The organism is Vibrio sp. 10N (genome assembly GCF_036245475.1).
Lineage (GTDB): Bacteria > Pseudomonadota > Gammaproteobacteria > Enterobacterales > Vibrionaceae > Vibrio.
Genome location: NZ_BTPM01000001.1, coordinates 1,410,938 through 1,432,863 on the forward strand (window position 1 = coordinate 1,410,938; position 21,926 = coordinate 1,432,863).

Here is a 21,926-nt window from a genome sequence, read left to right on the forward strand (position 1 = left end):
TAAATTGGTGATAGGGAATATGAAAGTTTTAAAAGGATTATTGGGCGTATTGATAACTGGTCTCGCGGTGCTGGCAGTGTATGTTTATTGGCTGGGAGGCTTCCCTGTGAACATAAAAGCGCTGCCGAATAGCCAAGCGCCGCGAGCTGAAAACTGGCAACAAGCACTGTCTACCGCACAGACCATTGACTACAAGCTGCTGCAAGTGGGTCGAATAGTGATGGATCGCAATACCTTAATGCATGGGGCGCCAGACTCTTACCCACAACGCTATGCCGCCTTGCCGGTACTGAGTCATTGGATACGTCACCCTAAATATGGTGAGTTTCTAATCGATGCAGGGTTTTCAAAGTCATTCCAGCAAAGTAATGATGGCAACTATAATTGGTTGATGCGGACGATGGCTTCGCTATCGGGTATAAAAAATAGCTTAGAGGTGCCGCTGGAGCTGCATCTCAATCATAAAGTCTCGCAACTAAAGGGTGTGTTTATTACTCATTTTCACCCCGACCACAGTTCAGGAATTAGCGATCTTCCGTCGGGTACGGCAGTCTTTGCTGATCGCCGCGAATACGACTTGTTGGCAAAGCTTACCAATACAGGGTTATTTCAGGAGCAGTTCGACTGGCAAGCTATAGACTTCAACCAAGCCGGAAGTTTGGCACCCTTTGAGCGTGTGATTGATGTGTTTGGAGACGGCTCTGTTTGGGCGGTGTCGACGCCGGGTCATACTCAAGGCCATACGTCCTATTTGCTCAACACAACCGATGGCATCCAGTTTGTTATCGGCGATGCTAGCCACTTTGAGTACGCCTTCGACAATAATTACCCACCGGCAGCATTAAGTGAAGATTTACGCCAGCAAGCCGCAACGTCATTGGCTGCAATCAAGACGTTTTCTGCCCAATACCCTGATGTGAAGCTAGTATTTGGTCATCAGCTCCCTTAACGTGGTTTTTAGTTAGCTTTAAGAGCTAAGATGACTATTTATGTTTGTTGTATTTTTTGATTCTTTGGAAAGTTTCGACCAAGGACAAAGCAATAATACAACTAAATAAAACAGTTCCTCCTACCATATCAGAGAGAAACAGAATTAGAGCGACGATGATAACTGCGGCTAGTAGCAATCTAAGTTTATCTTTCACGACTGAGCTCCGGATATCTAGATACTGTGGTTTGAAACCATGAACCCGAAACTCCGCTGTCCTTTGCAAATGCAAGAACCTGACTTTGAGAACATTCAGTATTTCTATAGATTGCTCTTGCTGTACTACCGATAACGGCACCAGCCCAAAAAGACGCATACAGACCTGTTCCCACAGTACCGGCTCTCGCTACCTGACTAAGTTTTAACGCATGTTGGGGAGACTTTGCCAATGCAAGTGCTTTGTCAATGCGGTCAATCATAGCCCATGCTAAGGCGGCAGACCCTGCTACTGATTTTGTCGTAGGAAGGTTGAGTAGTTTCAAATTATCGTCGATATCTTTCTGAAGTAGGTTAACGTTGACTTTGCAGCTGACCATTTTAACTTCCTAGTCGTTAGAGTATTTGGGACTTTATGAATCATCTGCCATACGTTCTCAAGGTTAACAGTTAAGCAAAATGAGTTTCTACGACCGAGTTCAACTATCAAGTATGGGTAATTGCAAAGGTGCTCAAATACGTCGGCTATTGTATTGACGAAAACAAGTGCTAGCTGATTAAATACTAACTAGTTTTTGTTCTTCGTATATTGGAACTCAAAATGACTTCTCACTACCGACAAGCACAATCATCTGATCTCGCTGAGTTAATACATCTATTGGCTGATGACCCATAGGGAGCAAAACGAGAGGATATTAGCTCGCCGATAAATGCTAAGTATCTACAAGCGATGGCCGCGATTGAACAAGATCCAAACAATGAACTTTGGGTTGTTGAGTCGGAGAGTCAGGTAGTTGGCATGTTGCAGCTCACTTTTATCCCTTACCTGACTCATATCGGCAGTTGGCGCTGCTTAATTGAGGGTGTCAGAATTGCCAAGAAAATTCGAGGGCAGGGGTTAGGAGAAAAGATGTTCGTACATGCGATTGGGAGAGCGCGTGAACGCGGCTGTAATCTGGTCCAGTTGACCAGTGATAAGCAGCGACCTGACGCGCTACGCTTTTACGAGAAGTTAGGCTTTGTTGCTAGTCACGAAGGCTTTAAACTCGCTTTATAGCCGTTTAGGAATGATTGAAACCAAGAAAGGGTGACTGCATGATGATGCGTATTCTTTGTTGCAATAAAAATGTGCTAGAGTAAAAACATAACTAACAATAACTTAGAAAGTTTATGCCTTCACATTTACCTAAATCGTTTAGTAAGCCGTTTTTAAAAATATTCTATGTGCTTGAAGCTGTGTTGCTGGTGGCGATTACGCTTGCGACCATTTACGCCATGGTAGAAGAGTTCATGCATGTCTTTACTGAGCGTCGAGTGCTGCTCACTGATATCTTGCTGATGTTTATCTACCTAGAAGTCCTCGCCATGGTGCAGCAGTTTGTCGTGAACGGAAAAATCCCAGTTCGATACCCCATTTATATCGCCATGATGGCCATTGCTCGCTATATCACGCTTGGGATGAAAGAAATGGACGCAACCATAGTCGTTTGGTTATCGGTAGCGGCATTTGTGTTGGCGGCCGCGACCTTGGTTATTCGCGTGGGGCACCATTACTGGCCCTATGTGGATAGAGATAACAACAAGCCTGAAGAGTAATTCGAGTAGCAAGATAGTGGATTATAAGGCACAAAATTTCAGAGGATGTTAACAGTGGAACCCACGCCCATTCTTTACTCTCTGCATAATTGTCCTTATGCAATACGTGCTCGGATGGCGCTGCTAAAAGCGCAGCAACGAGTACGTATTCGCTCAATCAAACTAGATAATAAACCTGCCGAACTATTGCAAGCCTCGTCAAAGGGCACGGTGCCCGTACTCGTGCTTTCAGAAAATCAGCCACCGCTGTTGGCTGATGAAACGCAGGTTCTGGAACAAAGTCTGGATATCATGGTTTGGGCGTTATCAAAAAATGATCCGCACGGATTATTGGGAGACGATAGTCAGAGTCAGCTCCCTCTTATGTTGACACTGGTTGAGGCATTTGAACGAGATTTTGACCCAGCACTCAACGCTTTTGGATGCGCAAAACGCTACCACGAAGGCGCTATGATACCCCTGCGGCAAGAATGTGAGCGTGAGCTGGCAAAGCTAGAGTCGCGTCTTGTTGAGCACCGTTTTTTGTTTGGAGAGCACGAAAGCCTTGTTGATATCGCTTTACTCCCATTTATTCGAAAGTTCGCTCGTATCGACAAACAGTGGTTTCGTGAAGCGCCTTATCCCAAGGTTCGCGACTGGCTAAATGGTTACCTAAACAGCCCGTTTTTTTCCAAGGTAATGGCCAAACAGCCGCTGTGGTCAGTAGAGCAAGCCGATGTCTATTTTGGTGACCATCACTTTAAGCGCTGAAAAGCTATCGGCTTAGCGCTTCTCCAAGCGGTTTAAAGTATGCCAGCATTGCATCACTGATGGTTTGACGATGGAGCATGTCTGGATATATCGCGATAAGGTCTTGTTTCTCGCTACCTGAGACCAGGTACGAGTTTTCAATCTCTGAGCATGATTCGATCACTGCTTCAAATGCACGAGCCATCATTTCAGTGGGCTGCGAAAAATAGTTAACCCCCGCGGCTTTATCAGCTTTCACGCTTCGAGAAACATAGTCGTGTCGATCCATGCCATCGCTGCTAAGCAGCACAGTATCAAACACATTGAGTAAACGGTCATTTAAAGGGTGAGGCAAGTGTTTGGTATTGGTAAGCCAGCAATCACTCGCGAATAGTATCTTTGTCTGCGGTCCTGAACGGTCACCAATATCAAAGGCTTTCTCGGCGATATAATGATCGAAGGCGTGCCAGAATTCGTGCGCAAGGGCGCCAACTCCTGCGTTTTTGGCAAGTGCGAGTTCTCTCTGGTTGGGGGCATAATGCGCTTGTACTCCTTTACGGCCACCCGTGCCAAAAGCAAGATTCAGATTGCCACGCAGGCCAATAGCCTTGGCTGGCAGAGCTAGGTAAAACGCCAAGTCAGCCAATGAATCAAAGATCAGGTTAGCGGCGAGATCTTTCTCTTCCGAGTTTACCCAACTTCCAACACGGATGCTGCCAATGCCAAAGGTCTCCTTTATATCTAAAAAAGAAACCTGGTCGCCATGACGATAGTCAGGGCCCTTTCGCGTTTTATATTTGAAGTTGGACAGCTGCATAATAGGGTTAGAACCGAAACCAAGGTTGTTGAGGTCGTGCCTTACACGAGTATTTGGCGTGCTAGGGAGTATATACCCAAGTAAGCCTCTGATGTAGGCTTGGTGTGGTTGCAATGAGTGTCATCGGGTTTACTTGATTATGAGTTTAGTGGCATATTGTTCCTAAGTGACGGTTTTACAAGGAAAGGTTATGTCTAACATTCATCTCATTCGCCATGGGGAAACACACTGGAATCTCGAGCACCGTGCGCAAGGCTCAATGAACTCCAACCTGACTGAAAGAGGGAAGACTCAAGCACGAGAAGCAATGGTGAAAATAGAGGCTGTCGAGTTTGATGCTGCCTATTCTTCATCTTCGGGAAGAGCGCTTGAAACAGCTAAGATTTTGCTTGCGGATAAGTCTACTCCAATTATCGGACTCGATGAGCTCAAAGAAATTGATATGGGAGCTTGGGAAGGGAAGACCTGGAGCGAAATTCAATCGACATATGGTGAACAATATGAGTACTTTTGGAAGAGACCGAGTCAGTATCAACCCATTAACGGTGAAACTTTTGAAGTGTTCACCGAACGTGCGATAAATGTGTTTAATCACATCACGAGTACCAATTCAGACAGTAATATACTGATTGTTTCTCATGCGGCGTTTATAAAAACCTTAGTGACTAAGCTGCTTTCAAGACCCATTGATGAAATCTGGGATGAGCCCTATGCAGGGAATCTTAGTCATACTATTTTGAACAAAACCCTCGATGGCCAATATCGAGTGACCAAGTTCTGCGACCACGATTGGTCACACGGCTAAATTTACAATTTTATAAAAGGACTCCGCAATGGATGCATTAATCGCCCAATATACTGATGCCGACGAACATTCGCGTTTAACTCGTCAGTACATTACTCAGCTTGAGTACGACACGACTATGCACCTATTGAGTGATTATCTTGGAAAAGGAAAAAATGTTTGTGAGCTGGGCGCTGCGACAGGCCGTTATTCTTTAAAGTTTGCTAGTCAGGGATGCAATGTCACCGCAGTAGAGTTGGTTCCAGATCAGGTACGTATGCTCAGGGAAAATGCTCTGAAGCAAGGATTGGTGCTCGATATTCATGAAGGGAATGCATGCCATGTGCCTTTTATCGAGGATGAATCTCAAGATTTATGTGTCATCTTGGGTCCGCTTTATCACTTGAAAACTGCGCATGAGCGTCAGCAAGCGATTCGAGAAGCTAAGCGCGTTTTGAAGCCCGGTGGAGTGCTTGCATTAGCTTATATTTCCAAGTTTTTTGTTGCTGGATTATTTGCTCAGCGTTTTCCTCATCTGATTACGCCTGAGGTACTTGGTGAATTGCACTCAAAAGGCACGGTCTCAACCCAGGAAGCAGATAGCTTCTTTAATGTTGGCTACTTTGCGTCACCAGCAGAGATGGAGTCGCTAGTCAAAGGGGCAGGCTTTCTAGTCACAGCTCATGCTGCTACAGATGGTTTTAATCGATATTTAGACCAAGGAGTAAATCGATTTACAACTACCCAGTACCAATCTTGGCTCACCTATCATTTAGCAACCTGCCAGGAACCGAGCTTATTGGGTGCAAGCAATCATGGTCTAGTTATTGCTAATAATAGTCTATCATTTTCAAAATCAACATAGCCTTGTTCTTAGCGGTTACGCACGAGCAACGCTATGTAATAGTAGGTTGGTGAATCGGCCTTAAGATCGACCTGAGACAAGTGTTATATTCGGTAGTCTTCGACCTCTTCCTCACTTTGCTGTGACTCGGTTAGCTCACTCTGAGTTTCATAGTTTATCCAGAACAAGAACAACTCGTACCAAATCGCCAAGACAATTGCCCCCAAGAACAAGCCTATGATGCCTGCAAAGAGCATGCCGCCTATCGCACCGATCAGAATGATAGGCATAGGAACGTCCACACCTCGCCCCATCAGCATAGGTTTGAGGAAGTTGTCTGAAAGACCGCCAGCCAATGCCCAAATTGTGAATATTGTGGTGCTAGTGCCATCACCTGTTGAATAAACATAGAAAATCACCGGAGCGACAATCAGCAGCGCTGGAAGTTGAGCGATGCACAAAATCAAGGTCGCGAGAGTAAGTAAACCCGCAGCTGGAACCTTGAAAACAAACATCGCAGCGCCAATAATAGCAGCCTGAATAAAGGCAACACCGACAACACCAAGTAACACACTGCGAATGGTTGCCGCCATTAAATTTGCCCACTGCTCGGCTTTTTTACCAACGGCACGCACCGCGACGGTTTCCAGTGCTCCAGATATCTTTTCTGCGTGAGCCATAAAGCCACCAGCAATCGCCAGCGAGATGATGAACATGATCAAACTTGTCAGTGCGCCACCAAGGATGGAAGCGATAGTGCCTAAGAAGCCTTTAATTTCAGGTAAGAATTGCTGGATACCTTTTTCAATATTGGTCGCAAACAAATTCCAGATACTGTATAGCTTGTCGCCAATGATTGGTATTTGGGCGACTTTGTCGGTAGGGCCTGGGATCTTAATCTCACCACTTTGCAACACTTCTGTTGTATGGGCGACACCATCATAGATTGAGCCAGATACCAATACAAAAGGTATAACTAGGATAGAAATACCAAGTAACGCAACCAACATAGAAGCAAAACCCCGTTTACCGCCCAGCGAACGTTCGAGTTTTTTAGTGACGGGCAATAGAGCCACGGCAATGATCGCCCCCCACAACACCGGAATAATGAACGGCTTAATGATGTCGTAGGTAAAAGAGAGCAAAAGCACGAGTAAGCCGATTCGAATGGCCGACTCCACCATATTGTTGACAAAGAGCTTGCTTTGACGTTGTTCGGTTTGTCTATCCATCTTGATGTTCCCTGTGTTGCAAATTTGCACTGACTAAACTCGACACGACAATGGCCATATAAAATACACCCATTATCGCCTCCAAATACACCACCACTTGAGCTAGCGGAGTCACTGGGCTTATGTCGCCATAACCTAAAGTGGTTAAAGTCACAAAGCTAAAATACGCCGCATTAGAGAAGTTTTCTCCCCAAGAAATAGCCTCCAGGCCAGTAAATGCGCCAGGCGAGTATTCAATGATCACCAAATAAACGATAGCCCACATTAGCCCGAGCAGGAGAAATAATGCGACTGAGCCGATAACTTTGTTGGTGTTGACCTCACCATGAAACAACACTTGGCGAGCGGTAGATTTGAAGGTGCCCAAGAAGAAGCAGAACGTTAATGTCAGCATGGCGATATCCATCTCACGAAGCTCAAATAGGAGCTTGATGACAATCACGCCAAGCCAGCATATGGCAAGTGTTTTGAGCAGTCGCGACCAATTCTTATCGAACCTCAAACTGGCAAAGCAGACAATAAAGGTAATGATAATTGTGACTTGAAGAACCCGCTCGATCGCGCCACTCCCCACCACTTCTGCCAATGCGCCACTCACTAATAAAGCAATTAATGCCAGAGTTAAGTAGAAGAAATCGTTCTCTTCATTGATACTTTTCAGGCGGCTTGCTAATTTCATCGTATCTATCCTTGCTAGTCTGTCTTGTGCCGATCAACGACAGGAAATATCGGCGCTACTGTTCACTGTCTTCCATCACCATAATAGAGGCGGATAAACCAAACCTGAGCTCAACATGCTCTGGTAGCTCTTTAAGAGTGATCCGAACTGGAATGCGTTGTGCCAAGCGAATCCATTGGAATACGGGATTAACGTTAGGCAGCAGGTTGTAGCCCACAGTGCCATCTTTCGGAGCGATCCCCCAACCAATGGAGTCAACGGTCGCCTCTAGAGGTGTATCTGGATGAGACATTAACGTCACGCGCGCCTCACTACCCGGTTTGATTTGCGGCAACTGGTTTTCTCTGAAGAAACCAAACACCCAGAAGCTATTTTCATCAATGAGCGCCAATAGAGGCTGATTCGCTACCGCTTGGGTGCCTGTGCGAATATCAAGGTTGGATACCAACCCATCAACTGAAGCGACGACGCGGGTATAGCGCAAGTTCAGCTTGGCAGACTTTAGCTTCCCTTCTGATGACTTGATTTTGAGCAGGGACTCTTGATAAGCAATCTCGCGTCGGATCAAATCTTTGTGTGATACAGCGCCTTTATCTTTTTTTCGAATATCGAGTAAGCGGTCATATTCAATTTTTTTGCCTTTGGAGCTGATAATGGATTGCTCAAGTGCCACTTCGGCTTGCGCTAAAGCTACTTGATAGGTCTCAGGGTCTATCTCAAACAGTAAGTCGCCTTTTTGCACACGTTGGTTATCGTTGATGACGACATTAACTATGGGACCAGAGACGCGGGGGGCGACTTTAATGATGTTTGCTCTCACTTGGCCATCACGTGTCCAAGGGTTATTGAAGTAGTCTTGGTATTTTTGATAGCCAAACCAAACAGCACCAACGAGAACAATTAGGTTAAGGATGATAACAACGGTTTTCTTCATTCAATAAACTCCTAAAACCTAATCACAAAATGGTCGAAGGCGACGATATACATCACCACAATCGCAAGAAACGTCAGTGACGGAAAAGCAACGAAGCGAGACAGTTTGGTTTTGTTCATGATGATTACCGTTATCCATGTCGCGACAATAGCCATGCACACTACCAACAGCAGCGGTGAAAAATAGACGTCGCCCCACGCGAGTTCATGTGGCATTTACGGCTCCTCCTTGGCGGACGCAGTTCTAAACTGAAGTTCAGGCACCACGGTATAGTTTTCGTCGAGCTGGCCATCCCAATCGGTTCTTTGTTGCATTTGTTCGACATTGTCTGGCGATACGAAGCGTTGGCCAGATTGAATCTGCCAACCACCTCCGAGTGATTTGTATAAGGCTACGACTTGATTGGCCACATTGCCTTTTATCTGTGCGTAGCTGTCTTCACTGCGAGTCATCTTCTCGACAGAATTGAGCAGACGTTCGAATGAGATTTGTCCGTTTTCGTATTGAGTGAGAGAAATATTGAAGGCACGCACTGACGCATTAACCGATTGCAAACGCAGTGCTTTTTGTTCCACGTACAGCTCATACGCTTCCATTGCATTCGTGACTTCTTGCACCGCTTGCAATACCTTTTTGTTGTAGTTGGTCATGGCTTCTTGAAAGCGCGCGTCTTCGAGGCGAATGTTGTTTTTTACGCGCCCATACTGGAAGATATTCCAACTAAAAGAGGGGCCTGCAATTAAGGTCAATGAGTCATTAAAGCTAAAACGCGAGCCGGCTGGTACCGAGCTGTCGATACCTATTGAACCGAATAGTGAAAAACTAGGGTAGAGTGCCGTTTCCGCCACTCCAATCTGAGCACTTTGTGCGTGAGCTTGAAGTTCAGCAACCTGCAAATCAGGGCGTCTCATCACTAGGTTGGCATCGATCGTGGCGCTGAGAGTCGGGGCCTTTGGTACAATGGATCCGTCTTCATCCTCTGATATCAACGACTTTGAACCCGATGAACGAAAGCGCTGTTCATAGTCAGCGAGTCTTTGTGTCATGCCATCTTCGAGCAGAGGATCGACTTGCTCTGGTAATAGCCCCAACAATACCGCCAGCGCATTGCGCGCTTGTAACATGGCGATTTCAAGTCCGGGTAACGCGGCTTTGGTAGTAAAGAGTTGGTTGCGAGCTTGCTGTACGTCCAGCTCGGTGACATTGCCAGATTCGAATTGAACCCGAGTAATGTTGACGACACGCTCCTGAATCTCAATATTTCGCTCGGATAACAGCATGCGCTCTTGGAAAGAGCGATAGTTAATGTAGTTTCGTGCCACCTCTGACGTGATGGTCACCAATATGTCATTGTAAGAAGCAATTGAGGCGTAGTATGTGGCTTGGGCGGCTTCAATACCGCGTGCATATTTACCCCAAACATCCATTTCCCAACCGGCATCGAAACTGATGGCAGCGTTATCGAACGAGCTTTCGTTTACATACGCCCGTGCAAGGTTGCCAGATACCGCTTGTACTTGCGGGTAGCGAAGCCCATCTGTAATCCCTAATACCGCTCTGGCTTGCAAAATACGAAGCCCAGCGGCTTCGACATCCAGATTTTGCTGCGCGGCGCGCTCGACGAGTTGGTTGAGGGTGGGGTCATTAAATTGTTGCCACCAATTGGCCGTCGATTGTGTACTCGACTCGGTTTCGCTATCACTCCACGACTGAGGGAGTACCACCTTGCTACTGGGCGTAAATTCGGGGCCAAGCGTGGTGCATGCCGTCATTAACAATGTCGTGATAGAGGCTAAGAGTAGCCGATGGCTCATCATTATTTTGTCCCTAAAATCGGTGCATTTTGAGGTTATCCAAATCAATATCTCGACTTGCCTCTTCAACATTTTTCAGTGACTCGTACACATTTCTTTTTAGGTGAAGAAATAAGTAAAAGCCTGCAATGTCACTTCTCTTGATCTCATCCAAGTTGAGCGATTCAAAGAAGGTTTCTAGTGCTTGCTCTGCCTGGGCATATTCTTGTTCTGCACGGCTAAAATACTCGCGACGATTCGGTTTGGCTAAGCTGTGCACTTTTACCAAGCCAGGCAGCACGGTATCGCTGTGAGTTTCTCTAAGCTTAGTAATCAATGAGTTATTTTTCAGGATAGTTTGTGCGGCGACTAAGTTGTTAGTGTGGCCCATCAACACACCACAGCGTTCGGCATAATGAACCAATTGTGGTTGGCTGTTTTTGTCGAAATAGGTCACATCAACTTTGCTTGCCCATAGCAGCAGTTTTTTAGAAGCGACATTGGCAGTTTTAATGTGCAAAGCGAGGGCCAGTCGCGTTCGCCAACTAGGTTTTAGCAGCTGTTGAGTGAGTAACAATTGGTGTAAATGAAAAAACAGACGCTGTCTTACCGTTAAGAACAAGTGTTCTGCTTTGCTTGAAAAAGGGAAGTAGTGCGAAAAGACAATCATCAATACCACGAGATAAAACAGCGTCATAACGGTTAGGATGATGCCAAAGTGATAGGTCATGGTGTTGTCGATCCCCAACACAAACATCCCCAGCATAAAGAAGATGGTGATCGGCCCTTTAAATAAGTAAAAACCAAGAAAGGTGTAGATAAACAAGAACAGCGCCAATTCAATACCGAGTTCAAGTTGCGGCAAAATAAAGACATATGCGGGGACAGCAAACAGAAACCCGAAGGTGAAAAGAAATCCAAGTGCTTTGGGGTGAAGGGGCATATAAGAGAGCACAGCCATAAAAATCGTTGAGAAAATGACAAAGCCGTAGCCGCCTGGTGGGTTAAATACAATCCATATTCCGCCCGCTACCCAATATGTGACAAAGACCTTGATGGCCGTTTTGAAGTTCTCAGCATCCCACCATAGGAAGGTGCTCTGAGAAGCGACGAGTTTTTCCTTAAATGAGACCGTTTTAGTGATAGAGTCGATACAGCTTATGGTTTCGGCAAGCTTACTGGCGTTGTCATAGAGACGATTCAGCAAATATCCCAAAGTCAGCACAGAGGCTCGAGTCAGATGGTCGCTGTTTGATAGCTTTTCCTCGTCTACTTGCAGCTTTTTCTCCTCAAATCGAAACGACTCTCCACTTGAGCGCGAAGCCAAAAACTGTTGGCTTTGGTCGAGTCGTGTTTCGATTTGCTGAATGAAATTCGGCAGTTCGGCGAGGTAGCGATTGTTGTCGTCGTGGTTGAAACGAGCGTTGGAGGCTGTGGCTAACAACTGAGTGATCTTTTGGCTGTGGTGAATGACTAAGCGCCACTCTTGAAGGTAGGTCGCAACTTCACTGCTTTCTTTTTTCACTACGTTAAAGCGTTGCTCGAGGGCCGTTTGTGCGGCGAACAGCTGTTCGATGAGTTCGTCGACGGAAGGAGGCTCTGCTTCACATGGGTCTGACTCACAAGTGCTGTCCTCAGTCGTTCCGCTGTCAATTTGTTTGATTGCTGACTGAGCAGAACCGGGAAAAGATGGTGAGATTTTAGTGAATGTCTGCTGCTGTATAGACAACGTATCAGCGAGTAATGCCGAGAGATTTTGCTCTGCTTTACTTGGGAAGAGATACACACCTACTAAGGTGTAAATCACCACTCCAAATACCGTCATATAGGCTCTATCAACACCGTACAAAAACGCCCCTTCAGCATCTCCACCGTTGGACATCATCAGCGTCATCACCGCTGTCAGCATAAGCAGGGTAGGGTCGCTCTGATAAGCGTTACGAAAATAGAAGATAAACGACACCACAACCGATACGCTGAACATGTATAACAAGCGGTCTTGAGCAAAAGCGCCAACTAATATAAGTCCGACAACCGCACCGACAATGGTGCCCAATACGCGCAACGTACCTTTCTCAAACGACTCACGCTGACTCCCCGTCGATGCAATGAGCATAACGGTTGTGGCTGCTGTGGAAGCTTGTGGCCATCCCATAGCAAAAGGGATGAGGTAAGCGAGGGTTAGACTCAGCGCCACTTTTGTGGCGAATCGTGCTTTGCTGTTCATCATCCTTGGTTTCAAGAAGGGGCTTAACAGAAATATAGACGGTAAATGATGGGTTGGGAGGCTAACATCAAGAAATTTAAAAACTTTAGGGAGTTTGTTGAACGCCTGTGAGATTGACGACTCCGGAAGATTGGCGGACTGATTTTCTATTTTTAATGAAGTTGCACTGCATATCGGCACAAAATCTTCTAGATTCATAGGAGGGCTCAAAAAAAGGGACTTAACGTGTTGAAACTCAAAGGGCTAAGCGGGAGAACCTTAGTACTGATTTACACGACTTTTGTTATGTGTGTTTTTGCCATCGCTTCTGTTGTTATTTTAGGTCGCGAGTCAAGGCACGCCATAGACTACCTGCAAACCACGGGATCCAATCTAGAGCTACAAGCCGCCAAATTATTTGTTGAGGAATATTTAGATAATGCCAAGGCGCGAGTGAAGCTGGCGTCAAGCAACAAAGACATAGTCAACTTTCTTGAAGGAAAACAGAACATCAACCTTGATTCGACCTTGCATCTCTACGAGGGTGACACCCGTTCTGTTTTGTTTGCTGTTTTCAACGCCGATAGAGAAGTCCTTTTTGAAGATAAATTTCGCCACCCGTCCCGAGCAAATGAAATCCGGATATACGATGAAATGACGCGACTAGCTTCCAACATGATCACGCCTGCGCCTGTGTACCTTCTTCACAACGATACTGACCATATATGCATCAAAATATTTATGCCCATAATGAGCAAAGGGCGCTTTGTCGGAATGGTGTTTGGCGAAACACCAGTAGACTATGACGAGTTATTTGGAGAATTGATTGACCCAAATGAGCGCTGGTATGCGTTGACTCAGGGTAATGTCTCCGAGTACGTGACTCAAAACGGACTTGGCGCTTGGCTGGTGAACGCGACACCTGTAGCAACAGCCGGATTAACGTTAATGCAGGGCATTAATCCAGAATCCTTAGAGCTGCAGCTCGATAGCTTTATGAGTCATATTTACAACGCGATCACTATAGTGATGGTAGTCAGTTTTCTGCTCGTTATGTTTGCCGGAAATAAAGTGCTGGTGAATCCGCATAAAGAACTCGAAATTTCACAGAAAGAGCTGGCGGAGAAAAACAGTGAACTGATCCTTCAAGAGCGTGAGAGTAAGCTATTGGCAATGGTAGTAAAAGCGGCTAGGGACGCTGTGGTGATCACGGATAAACATGGCGCCATCGAATGGGTTAATCGAGCGTTTGAAGAGATGACAGGCTATGCGTTGGTGAGTGTGAAAGGCAAAAAGCCGGGGCATTTTTTGCAAGGTGAAAATACTGACCCTCAAACTACACAACGCATTGCGGACTCCCTATCGAAGGGGCTGCCAATCAAAGCCGAAATTTTAAATTATGATTCTCAAGGGAAAGAGTATTGGGTAGACATCGATATCACGCCGATTAGTGACGAGCATGGCGTTATTGACCGATACATTGCGATAGAAAGGGATGTCACCGAGTATAAAAAACTAGAAAGTAAACTCACCACCACTGCTAAAGAAGCGAACGCTGCGAATGAGGCCAAGTCGGCATTTTTGGCGACGATGAGTCATGAAATTCGTACGCCAATGAACGGAGTGCTCGGCCTAACTCAAATCCTAGAAAAAGAAATCACCGATCCTAAACATCGAGAGGCACTTCAACTCATATTAGGTTCTGGCAACCACCTGATTTCGATTCTCAATGACATTTTGGATATCTCGAAGATTGAGAACAAAGCGTTGGTGCTAGAACATACCCAGTTCAAGATGCAAGAAATCCTTGCTCCAGTGAACAATACCTATCAAAGCCTCTGCTCCGAAAAGGGGTTGCTGTTCGAAGTTCATGATAAAACAGATCCGGACACACAGTTTGTCGGTGATCAGGTGAGGCTAAGACAAATTTTGCTCAACTTAGTTGGTAATGCACTCAAGTTCACTCAGAAAGGTTCAATTTCTGTTGTCGTTTCTAATAACGCAGAGGGACAATGCGAGCTGAGAGTAAAAGACACGGGTATAGGGATATCCCCTGAGAGAATAGACAGTGTTTTCGAGACGTTTGAGCAAGCTGAAACCTCGACAACGCGTCAGTTCGGAGGAACGGGGCTGGGACTTTCAATTGTGAAAAGCCTCACTTTGCTTATGGGCGGCAAAATAAATGTGAATAGTGAAGTGGGGATAGGTTCCACTTTTTCGGTTCAAATTCCTCTAGCTGCAATAAAGAGTAAGGTTGATGACGTGCCAACTACCGATCTCGTTGACGCGGATTATTCCATCTACAAGGTATTGCTTGTTGATGACAATGCCATTAATCGCATTGTGGCGGCTAAATTTTGTCAGTCTTTAAATATTGAAGTGGATAGCTGCGCTAATGGTGCTGAGTGTTTAGAAATGTTTGATCCCAGTAAATACAATCTCATTATATTGGACAATCATATGCCAGTGATGAATGGTCCTAGTGCGGCATCAGAGATACGAGCGAAATATGGCGATAGTGTTCTAATTTTTGGTTGGACAGCGGACGTCATCAGCGAAAACCGACAAGAGTTTTTAGACAGTGGGGTCAACACCGTTATCGCCAAACCCTTAATTAAAAAGGACTTTGAGCATGCGTTGTTAACCTACTTAAAGGATATACAAAGTCGTTCCACTTAGAAGGGTATAGTCCACTGGCTAAAATTTAAATGCTTGCACATAGGTCATGTCCCTATAAGTACTTTTTCTGCCTTCACCGAGTCACTTTCCGCAGCTCTAGTGATATAGTGCGAGCTCAGAACACGACTAAGGGATAATAAAAAATGGAACAATTTCTAGCACGACTGGCGTCTAACCCAAACGAAATGATGTTTGAACAAACGATGCAAGTCATTGATGAGCACTTCGACTTTACGCCAGTAAGCTTTGTAAACGGTGACACGGAGAATCAAGCCGGTCAAAACAACGGCTCATGCAAAATCTTCGCTTTCGCTCAAATCAAAGAGCTGGATGAACCATCAACGTTGGCGTGCTTTGGCCAATACTATCGTGAAGATGTGCTGAAAAACCCTGAAGGGACCGATCATGCCAATATTCGTAACTTTATTAAGTACGGTTGGCAGGGCGTAAAATTTGATGGTGTGGCGTTATCTGCTAAGTAAGGTTTCTAGCGCTGCGGTATATGGAAGACTACAGTCATCCTCACGAAAGTGAGGAGCTCCTACCGCGTGTAGGTAACTGAAAATATTCGACTAAGTCACGTAAATCAGCTTTGCGGCGCGCTGAATGAGATTCCCTTTTTCAAGGGAATGACGATAATCTTGAATATGGCTTAAAGTGCGAAATGGGACAAATATGCGTTATTGCCTCACAGAACTACCCTAAATAACCCACTTGAGTAGTTCTCCTTTTTAAGGAGATGAGACCAACTTGTTGCCAACTTTTTAATCGCAAGCAGGGAAAGTACATCACGACTTTCCCTGCTAACTAACACTAAGCTTTTGGATCAATTGCCTCCTGCAAACCATCGCCCAAAAAGTTAATCGTAATCACGGTGATGAGCACCATCACACCAGGGTATACCGCCGCCATTGGGTAATGCCACATGGCTTCGCGAGCGTTTTGTAGCATGTTGCCCCATGATGGTGTGGGTGGATTGATGCCAAAGCCAAGAAAACTCAGTGCACTCTCGGTTAGGATTGCGCCGCCAATGCCAAGTGTGGTGGCCGTGATAACGGGAGCAATGACATTGGGTAAAATGTGTTGCCTCATCACAAACCAATGGCTGGCGCCATAGCCGATAGCGGCTTGCACGTATTCTCGGTGTTTGACGGAGAGTGTGTTTGAGCGCACCAGACGTGCGGCAAATGGCCAGCCTAATAGTGAAATCACCACCACTAAGCGGTAGACACTAAAGCTATCACTGCGGACTAACTCTTCAGAAAAGCCAAGCTTGGTCATATCGATACTTTGGATCAAAATCAGCAACATGATCCCAGGCAGGCTAATGATAAAGTCAGCACTGCGCATGATGACAGCATCGACGCGGCCGCCATGGTAGCCAGCAATAACGCCAAGTACTGTACCAATTACTGACGTCGCGATGGCGGCGACAAAAGCGAACGTGAGCGATACCTGACCACCCAGAAGTAGGCGAACCAAAATATCACGGCCAAGCTCATCAGTGCCAAGCTTATGCGTGTCGCTCGGGGCTTCGAAACGGCTAAAGAGATTGTCTTCGAACGGATCCACACCCAGCCATTGACCAATACTCGTCGCGTTAAAGCACAGTAGCGTCATTACAGTAAGGATCAGTAAAGAAGCCATGGCCAACTTATGGCGAGACAAGCGATGAACGATTTGCAGCCAAGGGTTTTGGCTTCTTGCTGCGAGTGCGGTCATGATGGGCTTCCTTTGGTCAAATCAATGCGGGGATCCACTTTGGAGTAGAGAATGTCGGCGACGAAGTTCATCACCAAAATGGCGGTAGTGGCGACCATAAAACAGAGCATAGCCACGTTGTAGTCGCTGCCGTTAATCGCATCGACAGTGAGCTTTCCTATGCCGGGCCAGCTAAAGATGGTTTCGGTCAGTACAGCGCCGCTCATCAGAGCTGCAATATCCATTGCGAGCACGGTGATCATTGGCAACATGCCGTTTTTGATGCAGTGCTTAAAGAGTACTCGTGTTGACGATGCACCTTTTGCTTTTGCTGTTCGCACAAAATCTTGGCGAAACACTTCAAGCATACTTGAGCGCATAAAACGCGAAATAGAGGCAATGCTGAGTAAGGTCAGACTGAGGATAGGTAGGATCATATAGCGCAGCCTATCAAAACCTTCAGCGCCATCGGCTTCTCCAGTGCCTCCTGCCGGGAAGATGGGGTACACCACAGAGAACAGCATGATAAGCATTAGCGCAAGCCAAGCCGCAGGTGTGGACAGAAACAGATAGGTGATGCCACTAATTAGATAATCGGTGAAGCGGTTTTGCTTGACTGCACACAGCACACCAACGGGTAGGGCAATTAGTATAGAAAGAAGCGTGCCGCACCCAACCAAAATGAGGGTGTTTTTCATCGCTTCCCAAAGCACGGAGATAGCGGGCTGAGAGAACATGCGCGAATAACCAAGCTCGCCTTGCAGCGCATCGCCAAGCCAATGGAAGTAGCGAACATAGACCGGTTTGTCGAGCCCTTGTTCTGCTTTGAGTCTTGCGACGTCTTCAGCGGTAATATGGGGATTATTTTGTACCATGAGGTCGATGGGATCGCCTGGCATTAACCCCATCAAGTTGTACGCAGCAAATGAGGCCAGCAGCAGAACCAGCAGCATTTGCAGCAATCGAGAGAATATAAATCGTTTCATAAATGTGTGTATCCATACGGGCATGAAGCCTTTACATTTCAGGGCTTAGGTTCTGTTGAACGGTCACAGTTGGCTGTGAGCGATTACGCCGACGAGTGTTTCCAATATCGGGCACGGCGCTAAGTAGCTCACGGCTGTAGGCGTGCTTAGGATTGGCAAAAAAGTCCGCTTTAGAGGCCTGTTCAACAATGGTGCCACTTTTCATAACCACTACTTCGTGAGCGAGATGGTAGACCACCGCCATATCGTGACTGATAAATAAGAACGCAATGCCATGCTCTTGTTGCAGATCTTTAAATAGATTGAGGATTTGCGACTGCACGGACACATCGAGTGCGGAGAGTGGTTCGTCGGCGATGATAAGTTCAGGCCTTAGCATTAATGCTCTGGCAATAGCAATCCGCTGCCTTTGTCCGCCAGAGAACTCATGAGGATAGCGGGTAAGAACGTCTTCTCGCATGCCCACCCAACCTAAGACTTCGATAGCGCGAGCACGCTGTGATTGCTTGTTCCCTATGCCGTTGACTTTCATCGGTTCAATTAGTGAAGAGAGAATCGGCATACGCGGGTTTAACGCAGAGTAGGGGTCTTGGAACACAAGGCCAATGCGTTGTCGTAATCGACGCTGCATATGACTAGGCAATCTAGACACCTCTTGTCCTGAGAGAAAGATATCGCCGGAGTCGGGACGCTCTAACATGCTGAGCATGCGGCCTAACGTCGATTTTCCTGATCCCGATTCACCGACAATCGCGGTGGTTTTTCCTGATTCAACCTTGAGGGAGACATTGTTGGTGACATGAAGGGTTTTCGGTTTTCTTCCAAACATCGAGCCTGCTTCAAGGAGGTAGTGCTTGTGCAGGTTACTGGCTTCGAGCAAAGTCATTAGGCCGCGCCTCCTTGTTGACGAAATATGGGCTGCTGTAGCGTTGAGCTGGATTGAGCCGCTTGCGTGTCTTGCCTTTGTTGATTGCGCTTCTCCGCTTTATGTAAGTAGCTATCGTAGAGCTCCGGGCAGCGGTCGCGAAAGCTGTAGTCTTCGCTTCGTTGATCCAGTGGTGGTACGCTGCCGGGAATTGCAGGCAGCCTGTCCACATCGACACCGACTCGTGGGATTGTATCGAGTAGTGCTTGCGTGTAGGGGTGCTGAGGGTTATCGAAAATCTCATTTACATCCGCAATCTCAACCACGCGTCCAGCGTACATCACCATAACGCGATCCGAGATTTGCGACACCACACCAAGAGAGTGACTGATAAATTGGATTGCCGTTCCTGTGGTTTCTCGCAGCTCTTCCAGTAAATCGAGCACTTGTGCTTGAACCGTCACATCAAGTGCTGTTGTTGGTTCATCGGCAATCAGTACTTTCGGCTTACAAGCGAGTGCCATAGCGATCATCACTCGCTGTCTCATTCCCCCGGATAGCTCATGTGGATAGGCATTAGCACGCTTTTCAGGGTACGGAATGTGAACTTGTTTGAGCATTTCGATGGCACGATCACGCGCTTCTTTGGGTGAGCTGTTTTCGTGAATAATGAACATTTCGGCGATCTGATCCCCGACTTTCATTACTGGGTTTAAGGCGGTCATTGGCTCTTGGAAGATCATGCCAATGCCTTCGCCACGGATACGCTGATACTGCTTTTCACCCAGGCCGACAAGATTTCTTCCGCCAAAGCGAATATCACCGGATAGGGTGAGCGATTTATCGAGTAGCCCCATAATGGCAAGAGAGGTGAGTGACTTTCCGCAGCCAGACTCACCGACGACGCCAAGGATCTCTCCTGGCTTGATTTGATAGCTGACATCCTTAACAGCAAAGTGCGGCCCAAGGGCCACACTCATATTGCGGACGTCTAAGATAACTTCATTCATAGACACTTCATTCTTAAAAATGGACACCGCTTAGCGGTTTCGATGCTTATTCATTTCGAACTTTAGAATTCGAAATCTAGTTTGCTCGACTCCAGTTTTCAGACCAGTAGCTTGAGTAATGTTGGTGTCCGGTTGGCTCAACATTAACCAGCCATTTTGGAAGAATGTAGCTGTCTGAACGATAGTAGAGAGGCAATGCTGGCAGCTCTGTCGCATATAAGTTCTGGAATTGCTTCCACAGCTCAGTGCGCTTCTCTTTGTTAAGTTCACCATCGATGGCTTCTAGGATGCGATCCATTTCAGGATTGCTGTAGCCAGCGTAGTTTTGTCCTGCCCATTGATTGTCTTTAGTTGGGATGTAATCAGAGTGCAGAATCGTTAACGGCGGGTTTTCTGGTGACGAGCTCCACGCAAACATAGCTAGACCTTTGTGTTTGCGCTCAGTCAAGGTAGTACCAAAGTACACACGTGCAGTTTGGTTGTTAATGTTTGCTTTGATACCGATTTTCTTCCACTGACCTTGAGCGAATTGCTGTACCAACTCACGTGTTTTGTTGCCCGCAGTCGTCATAAACTCAATTTCCAGCGGCTCGCCATCTTTCATTTGCACGCCATTGACTAGCTCATAGCCTGCTTCTTTCAGTAGTTGATTCGCTTTTTCTGGATTGTAGTCGTAGGTCGGTGTTTCAGAGGTATAGATGCTATCGAGTGGACTTGTATCTGAGTTAGCAACTTGCTGTTTTCCATCGAATAGTTTGTCGGTAATTAGCTTGCGATCTAGCCCAAATAATAACGCTTGGCGAACTTTCACTTCCGACAAGTGAGGATTGTTGAGCTGAACGTCCAAATGCTCGTAGAGTGATGCAGGACGAATATCCACGTTAAACCTGTCGCCAAATTTTTTCTCGAACTGTAGCGCTTGGTCGAGAGTCAGACCTAATTCGCCCGGGATGTAGTCGACGTCACCGGAAAGCAGATTTGCTTGCAAGGCTTGAGTGTCAGAGACAGTTTTTAGTGTCACTGTTGCAAAGTGTGGTTGTTTGCCCTTCCAATGCTCGTTGCGGGTCATTTTAACGAACTGACCTTGTTTAAGCTGCTCGATGATATAAGGGCCGCTGTATAGGCCAGCCAAGGTTGGCTCTGTTACGAACTTGGTATTAAGGTGGTACTTGCTTGGATCGTTTTCAAATATCGACTCTTCGATATGGGAAGGAAGAACGTGTGGAATGTAGTCTGCGTTATATTTAAAAGAGATACGGTCGACATAGACATCTACTGAATGCTCATCGACAACATCAAGCTTCTCAATCTGCTGCATGGTCGTTAACTCAGGGTTGCCTTGCACGTCAGGAGAGGTGACTACTTTGTGCCAAAACACCATGTCTTTTGTGGTGATCGGGGTGCCGTCGCCCCAATAGAGATCAGATTTGAGTGTTACACGCATCTTAACGCCTTGTTTGCTCTCACCTTCTTTGGCATGCGGCCTGTCTACGATTTGCGCTAAACCATTTTCAAAGCTAGGGACTTCTTCACAATAAAAGCAAACGAGCTCCCAGTTTTGGTCGTATCCAATGGTTTCGCGATTAACAAAACCTTTGGTGTAGGCTTTTGCCACCATGCTGTCGATGTCAGGGTGTAGTGTGGCAGGGTATTGTGTAATACCTATGGTGAGCTTGTCGTTGGCTGCGAAAGCTGACGTTGAAAGCAATGCAGAAGCACAGGCGAGTGCAAAAGCAGTTTTTTTAAATGGCATCTGATTTCCTTATCGTTTTTATTGACTTCAAGTCTGGCGCTTGAAGTTGGTTACATCCATGTCACTCAATGTTCACATTTACCCGCATGAATACGGTAATGTGTGTGAGTGCATATTCCATCCACCATAGTGGGATGTCCATTGCCAAGCAACTCAATGAGTTAGTTGTTGGGT

At 46.4% G+C, this 21,926-nt stretch carries 20 protein-coding genes and 1 pseudogene; 8 read left to right on the forward strand and 13 right to left on the reverse strand.

Annotated elements, in window-relative coordinates; genetic code table 11:
- Window positions 1–19 precede the first annotated feature (19 nt).
- Window positions 20–949 (forward strand): MBL fold metallo-hydrolase, encoded by a 930-nt coding sequence (locus AAA946_RS06655; RefSeq protein WP_338164157.1) that lies wholly within the window; start codon window positions 20–22, stop codon window positions 947–949.
- Window positions 950–1,134: 185 nt separating this feature from the next.
- On the opposite strand, the gene AAA946_RS06660 is transcribed toward AAA946_RS06655, so the two are convergent.
- Window positions 1,135–1,524 carry a hypothetical protein gene (locus AAA946_RS06660; RefSeq protein WP_338164158.1) on the reverse strand — a complete coding sequence of 130 codons (390 nt, stop codon included), beginning with the start codon at window positions 1,522–1,524 and terminating at the stop codon, window positions 1,135–1,137.
- A gap of 221 nt (window positions 1,525–1,745) precedes the next feature.
- Here AAA946_RS06660 and AAA946_RS06665 point away from each other — a divergent pair.
- The 3 genes and pseudogenes from AAA946_RS06665 (at window position 1,746) to AAA946_RS06675 (ending at window position 3,490) form a co-directional block, all read left to right on the forward strand.
- Window positions 1,746–2,201, forward strand: a pseudogene (locus AAA946_RS06665) (GNAT family N-acetyltransferase).
- Window positions 2,202–2,314: 113 nt separating this feature from the next.
- A complete protein-coding gene (locus AAA946_RS06670; RefSeq protein WP_338164159.1) occupies window positions 2,315–2,740 on the forward strand; it encodes a phosphate-starvation-inducible protein PsiE in 426 nt (141 codons plus the stop codon).
- Between the two features lie 45 nt (window positions 2,741–2,785).
- Window positions 2,786–3,490, forward strand: a complete 705-nt coding sequence (locus AAA946_RS06675) for a glutathione S-transferase (protein ID WP_338164160.1) — start codon at window positions 2,786–2,788, stop codon at window positions 3,488–3,490.
- A 4-nt stretch (window positions 3,491–3,494) separates the two neighbouring features.
- On the opposite strand, the gene AAA946_RS06680 is transcribed toward AAA946_RS06675, so the two are convergent.
- Window positions 3,495–4,286 carry a CLCA_X family protein gene (locus AAA946_RS06680; RefSeq protein WP_338165784.1) on the reverse strand — a complete coding sequence of 264 codons (792 nt, stop codon included), beginning with the start codon at window positions 4,284–4,286 and terminating at the stop codon, window positions 3,495–3,497.
- 190 nt (window positions 4,287–4,476) lie between these two features.
- On the opposite strand from AAA946_RS06680, the gene AAA946_RS06685 reads away from it, so the two are divergent.
- Both AAA946_RS06685 and AAA946_RS06690 read left to right on the forward strand, forming a co-directional pair.
- Window positions 4,477–5,091 (forward strand): histidine phosphatase family protein, encoded by a 615-nt coding sequence (locus AAA946_RS06685; protein WP_338164161.1) that lies wholly within the window; start codon window positions 4,477–4,479, stop codon window positions 5,089–5,091.
- 28 nt (window positions 5,092–5,119) lie between these two features.
- Window positions 5,120–5,935: a class I SAM-dependent methyltransferase gene (locus AAA946_RS06690; protein WP_338164162.1), complete on the forward strand. Its 816-nt coding sequence runs from the start codon at window positions 5,120–5,122 to the stop codon at window positions 5,933–5,935.
- Window positions 5,936–6,018: 83 nt separating this feature from the next.
- Here AAA946_RS06690 and AAA946_RS06695 read toward each other — a convergent pair whose 3' ends face one another.
- The 6 genes from AAA946_RS06695 to AAA946_RS06720 are packed head-to-tail and all read right to left on the reverse strand — an operon-like array spanning window position 6,019 to window position 12,779.
- A complete protein-coding gene (locus AAA946_RS06695) occupies window positions 6,019–7,146 on the reverse strand; it encodes an AI-2E family transporter (RefSeq protein ID WP_338164163.1) in 1,128 nt (375 codons plus the stop codon).
- The gene (locus AAA946_RS06700; protein ID WP_338164164.1) at window positions 7,139–7,825 is read right to left on the reverse strand and encodes a potassium channel family protein; all 687 of its coding nucleotides are present in this window, start codon (window positions 7,823–7,825) and stop codon (window positions 7,139–7,141) included. Before AAA946_RS06700 ends, AAA946_RS06695 begins: the two co-directional genes overlap by 8 nt.
- 55 nt (window positions 7,826–7,880) lie before the next feature.
- Window positions 7,881–8,759: an HlyD family secretion protein gene (locus AAA946_RS06705; RefSeq protein WP_338164165.1), complete on the reverse strand. Its 879-nt coding sequence runs from the start codon at window positions 8,757–8,759 to the stop codon at window positions 7,881–7,883.
- Window positions 8,760–8,770: 11 nt separating this feature from the next.
- Window positions 8,771–8,974, reverse strand: coding sequence for a DUF1656 domain-containing protein (locus AAA946_RS06710; protein ID WP_338164166.1), 204 nt, complete (start codon window positions 8,972–8,974; stop codon window positions 8,771–8,773).
- The gene (locus AAA946_RS06715) at window positions 8,975–10,576 is read right to left on the reverse strand and encodes a TolC family protein (protein ID WP_338164167.1); all 1,602 of its coding nucleotides are present in this window, start codon (window positions 10,574–10,576) and stop codon (window positions 8,975–8,977) included.
- A 10-nt stretch (window positions 10,577–10,586) separates the two neighbouring features.
- Window positions 10,587–12,779 (reverse strand): FUSC family protein, encoded by a 2,193-nt coding sequence (locus AAA946_RS06720; protein ID WP_338165785.1) that lies wholly within the window; start codon window positions 12,777–12,779, stop codon window positions 10,587–10,589.
- Between the two features lie 225 nt (window positions 12,780–13,004).
- Here AAA946_RS06720 and AAA946_RS06725 point away from each other — a divergent pair, with 225 nt between their 5' ends.
- Complete coding sequence (locus tag AAA946_RS06725) at window positions 13,005–15,437, forward strand: ATP-binding protein (protein WP_338164168.1); 2,433 nt, start codon at window positions 13,005–13,007, stop codon at window positions 15,435–15,437.
- A gap of 143 nt (window positions 15,438–15,580) precedes the next feature.
- Window positions 15,581–15,919 carry a HopJ type III effector protein gene (locus tag AAA946_RS06730; RefSeq protein ID WP_338164169.1) on the forward strand — a complete coding sequence of 113 codons (339 nt, stop codon included), beginning with the start codon at window positions 15,581–15,583 and terminating at the stop codon, window positions 15,917–15,919.
- 331 nt (window positions 15,920–16,250) lie between these two features.
- On the opposite strand, the gene AAA946_RS06735 is transcribed toward AAA946_RS06730, so the two are convergent.
- The 5 genes from AAA946_RS06735 to AAA946_RS06755 form a co-directional block, all read right to left on the reverse strand.
- The gene (locus tag AAA946_RS06735; RefSeq protein ID WP_338164170.1) at window positions 16,251–17,159 is read right to left on the reverse strand and encodes an ABC transporter permease; all 909 of its coding nucleotides are present in this window, start codon (window positions 17,157–17,159) and stop codon (window positions 16,251–16,253) included.
- Window positions 17,156–18,124, reverse strand: coding sequence for an ABC transporter permease (locus AAA946_RS06740; protein WP_338164171.1), 969 nt, complete (start codon window positions 18,122–18,124; stop codon window positions 17,156–17,158). Before AAA946_RS06740 ends, AAA946_RS06735 begins: the two co-directional genes overlap by 4 nt.
- 31 nt (window positions 18,125–18,155) lie before the next feature.
- Window positions 18,156–19,010 (reverse strand): ATP-binding cassette domain-containing protein, encoded by an 855-nt coding sequence (locus AAA946_RS06745; RefSeq protein ID WP_338164172.1) that lies wholly within the window; start codon window positions 19,008–19,010, stop codon window positions 18,156–18,158.
- Window positions 19,010–19,999: an ABC transporter ATP-binding protein gene (locus tag AAA946_RS06750; RefSeq protein ID WP_338164173.1), complete on the reverse strand. Its 990-nt coding sequence runs from the start codon at window positions 19,997–19,999 to the stop codon at window positions 19,010–19,012. The genes AAA946_RS06745 and AAA946_RS06750 overlap by 1 nt, the downstream gene beginning before the upstream one ends.
- A gap of 76 nt (window positions 20,000–20,075) precedes the next feature.
- Window positions 20,076–21,752: a peptide ABC transporter substrate-binding protein gene (locus AAA946_RS06755; protein ID WP_338164174.1), complete on the reverse strand. Its 1,677-nt coding sequence runs from the start codon at window positions 21,750–21,752 to the stop codon at window positions 20,076–20,078.
- Window positions 21,753–21,926 lie beyond the last annotated feature (174 nt).